The 3,703-nt window shown below is 70.8% G+C and carries 3 protein-coding genes; 2 read left to right on the forward strand and 1 reads right to left on the reverse strand.

Annotated elements, in window-relative coordinates; translation table 11 throughout:
* Positions 1-341 precede the first annotated feature (341 nt).
* Both lexA and EIO58_RS14345 read left to right on the forward strand, forming a co-directional pair.
* Entirely contained in the window at positions 342-1,022 is a 681-nt protein-coding gene (gene lexA, locus EIO58_RS14340) for a transcriptional repressor LexA (RefSeq protein ID WP_127820100.1), read from the forward strand.
* Between the two features lie 68 nt (positions 1,023-1,090).
* Positions 1,091-2,602 (forward strand): hypothetical protein, encoded by a 1,512-nt coding sequence (locus tag EIO58_RS14345; RefSeq protein ID WP_127820101.1) that lies wholly within the window; start codon positions 1,091-1,093, stop codon positions 2,600-2,602.
* Between the two features lie 3 nt (positions 2,603-2,605).
* Here EIO58_RS14345 and metE read toward each other — a convergent pair.
* Positions 2,606-3,703, reverse strand: a 1,098-nt coding sequence (gene metE / locus EIO58_RS14350) for a 5-methyltetrahydropteroyltriglutamate--homocysteine S-methyltransferase (RefSeq protein WP_127820102.1), incomplete at its 5' end; no start/stop codon positions are given.

Consider the following 3,703-nt stretch of genomic DNA (forward strand, 5'->3'; position numbering starts at 1 on the left):
CAGGCGCGTCGCGCGAACGGCGACGGCCCGCGTCGCGCCCGCGGGCGAGAGAACGGTCGTCGTGATACCGATCGCAGTCATGCAGTCCTCCTCTGGTGGGAGATTCGCACTCCCCGCTCGGCCGGGAGCGGGGAGGTGCGAACCTCTCTTCCGAATCTATCTTCGAGTCTGTACGATGTCAACACCGAAATCCGGATCGCGACTGTCGAACGCGACACGCGGCGAGGTTGTTCCCCTCGCGCGTCACAGGCGGATACGGTTTCGATACGAGAACCCCACCACGGGCCTCCGACATTCGAAGAAACCGCGCTCCACCGACGGGCGCGAGACGGGAGCCGGACATGAGCGACGAGGCCGGGCGCGAGAAGCCCCAGACACGACGGCGCAAGAGCCTGAGCGACAAGCAGCTCGCGATCCTCGAAGTGATCCAGCGCTCGATCGCCCGCCACGGCTATCCGCCGAGCATGCGCGAGATCGGCGACGCAGTGGGGCTCAAGTCGTTGTCGAGCGTGACCCACCAGCTGAACCAGCTGGAGCTCAGCGGGTATCTTCGCCGCGACGCAGGCAAGACGCGCGCCATGGAGGTTTTGATCGATCTGCCCGGCACCGCGACCGAGAACCCGGCCGACAGCGCGCCGTCGGTCGGCGACGCCGCCCTCGTGCCTCTCGTGGGCCGGATCGCGGCCGGCGTGCCGATCACCGCCGAACAGCAGATCGAAGAGATCTTCCCGCTCCCCCGGCAGCTGGTCGGCAAGGGCGACCTTTTCATGCTGCGCGTGTCGGGCGACTCGATGATCGACGCCGCGATCTGCGACGGCGACTGGGTCGTGGTGCGTTCGCAGGCGACGGCCGACAACGGCGAGATCGTCGCGGCGATGCTCGACGGCGAAGCCACCGTCAAGACATTCCGCCAGCGCGACGGCCACACGTGGCTGCTCCCCCGCAACTCCGCGTTCGAGCCCATCCTCGGCGACGACGCCGTCGTGCTCGGCAAGGTCGTCGCGGTGCTTCGGGCCGTGTGACGGATTTCATCCGACTCGCGTGAGGCGGACGGGTAGCCGGGTGACCCTCGACGCGCTATAAGGGGGAAATGACCGCCGAAGCCGCGCCCGCCGAATCCTCCGACCTCCGCGTCCGCCTGGCTGAACTCGAGGCCGAGAACGCGCGTCTGCGCGCAGGGGCGACGGCGGAGCCAGTCGACCGCGTGAGCCCGGACGGCTCGCGCTGGCGGGCGTTCCTCTCGGCGCTGTGCATCGTCATCGCGACGATCCTGGTGCCGCTCGCCGTCGTCACCGCGTGGGCCCGGCTGGAGCTCGTCGACGAGTCGGCCTTCGTCTCCACGCTCGCGCCGCTCGCTGACGATCCCGCGGTGCAGCAGATGCTCATCGACGAGACGGTGGAGGCCGTCGAGGCGCAGGTCGACTTCGAGGTCCTCACCGCGGACGTCTTCGACGGCATCGCGCAGCTCGGTCTTCCGCCGCGCGCCGCGGACGCCCTCCAGCTGCTCGAGGCGCCCGCCGCCGAGGGTCTGCGCAACCTCCTCGCCCAGACCGTGACGAGGGTCGTGGAGTCCGACGCGTTCGCCGACACCTGGACGACGACGACGCGCGCCGCTCACCGGGTGCTGACGGCTGCCGCGACCTCTGACGGCGGCGGCGTCGTCGTGCTCACCGACGAAGGGCTCGGCATCCAGCTGGGCACCATCGTCGACGGCGTCAAGCAGAACCTCGTCGATCGGGGCGTCGGGATTGCGCAGCTGATCCCCGCGATCGACCGCGTCGTGATCGTGGGCACCGGCGAGACCCTGGTCACCGTGCGGACGGTACACGCCCTTGCCACCGCCCTCGGGTGGTGGCTGCCGGTCATCGCGATCGCTCTCTTCGCCACCGGGATCCTCGTCGCACGGCGACGCAGCACGGCCGTTCTCGGCACGGGCGTCGGCTTCATCGCGGGCGGGGGCGCCCTCGCCCTCGCGTTCGCGATCGGCTATCCGGTCATCGGGCAGGCTGCGGTGCAGCTCGGCCTCTCGTCCGCGGCCCTCGGCGCCGTCTACGAGGGTCTCGTGGGGTCGATGCAGCAGACGGCGGCGGTCGTCGTGCTGCTGGGTGCGGTGATCGCGGTCCTCGGATGGTTCGCCGGACGCTGGTCGCCGGCCGCGCGCACCCGCCGCGCAGTCGGCTCGATGAACTCATCGCTGCGGCGGCGTCTGGCCGGTCACGGCTTCACCGCCGGTCGTCTCGGCCTCTGGCTCGCGCGCTCCCGCGTCGTGGTTCGCACCCTCGTCGTGGCACTCGCGGTTGTCTGGCTGTTCGCTCTGCGTCCGCTGTCGGCGGGAGACGTCTTCCTCGTGCTCGTCGTCGCACTCGTGGTCGCGTGGATCCTCGAGATCCTGCAGACCCGCGAAGAGCCGACGGATGCCGAAGTCCCCGGCCCGAGCAAGGCCACAGTGCTGCCCTCGTCCACTGCCGACGAGCCGCCGCTCGTGGCGGGGACTGTCGCCGCGGACCCGACGGAGGAGTCCGACGCGATGCCGGCGGAGGCGCGTGCCGAGGCGGTGGCGCCGGCATCCGTCGGCGCGAAGCGAAAACCCCGCGCGCGGTGACTCCTAGACCGCGGCCGTTGCCGACTGCCGCGCGGCGCGCGTCGCCTCGATCATGTTGCGCAGCGACGCCACCGTCTCTGCGTACCCCCGGGTCTTGAGCCCGCAGTCGGGGTTCACCCACACCTGCCGCAGCGGCAGCTCGGCGACGGTGCGGTCGAGCAGCTCCGTCACCTCGTCGATGGAGGGCACGCGCGGCGAGTGGATGTCGTACACGCCGGGACCGATACCGTGCGCGAATCCCGATCGCGCGATGTCGCCGATCACCTCGCCGCGGCTGCGCGCCGCCTCGATCGAGGTGACGTCGGCGTCGAGCGCAGCGATGGCGCCGATGACGACGTCGAACTCCGAGTAGCAGAGGTGCGTGTGCACCTGGGTGGCAGCCGCCGCTCCCGCGGTCGCGAGGCGGAAGGAGGCCACCGACCAGTCGAGGTAGGCCGGCTGGTCGGCCGCCTTCAGCGGCAGCAGCTCGCGCAGTGCCGGCTCGTCGACCTGAATGATGCGGATGCCGGCCGCCTCGAGGTCCGCGATCTCATCACGGAGGGCGAGCGCCACCTGGTCGGCGGTCTCGGCGAGGGACTGGTCGTCGCGCACGAACGACCACGCCAGGATCGTCACCGGCCCGGTCAGCATGCCCTTCATGGGCTTGTCGGTGAGCGACTGGGCGTAGGCCGACCAGGCGACGGTGATCGGCACCGGCCGCGACACGTCTCCCCACAGGATCGAGGGGCGCGTCGCTCGCGACCCGTACGACTGCACCCAGCCGTTGCGCGTCACGGCGAACCCGTCGAGATTCTCCGCGAAGTACTGCACCATGTCGTTGCGCTCGGCTTCGCCGTGCACCAGCACGTCGAGTCCGATCTCCTCCTGCAGCACCACGACGCGCGCGATCTCATCACGCAGGAATCGCTCGTACTCGTCGCGCGAGAGGTCGCCCGCGACGTGCTGCGCGCGCACGCGGCGGATGTCGCCGGTCTGCGGGAACGAGCCGATGGTCGTCGTCGGGAGCACAGGAAGGTCGAGCGCCGCCTCCTGGGCGGCCACCCGCTCGGCGTACTCAACGCGCGCGTAGTCGGCGGCGCCGAGCTGCCCGGCGCGTCGCCG

The organism is Microbacterium sp. CPCC 204701 (assembly GCF_004010105.1).
GTDB lineage: Bacteria > Actinomycetota > Actinomycetes > Actinomycetales > Microbacteriaceae > Microbacterium.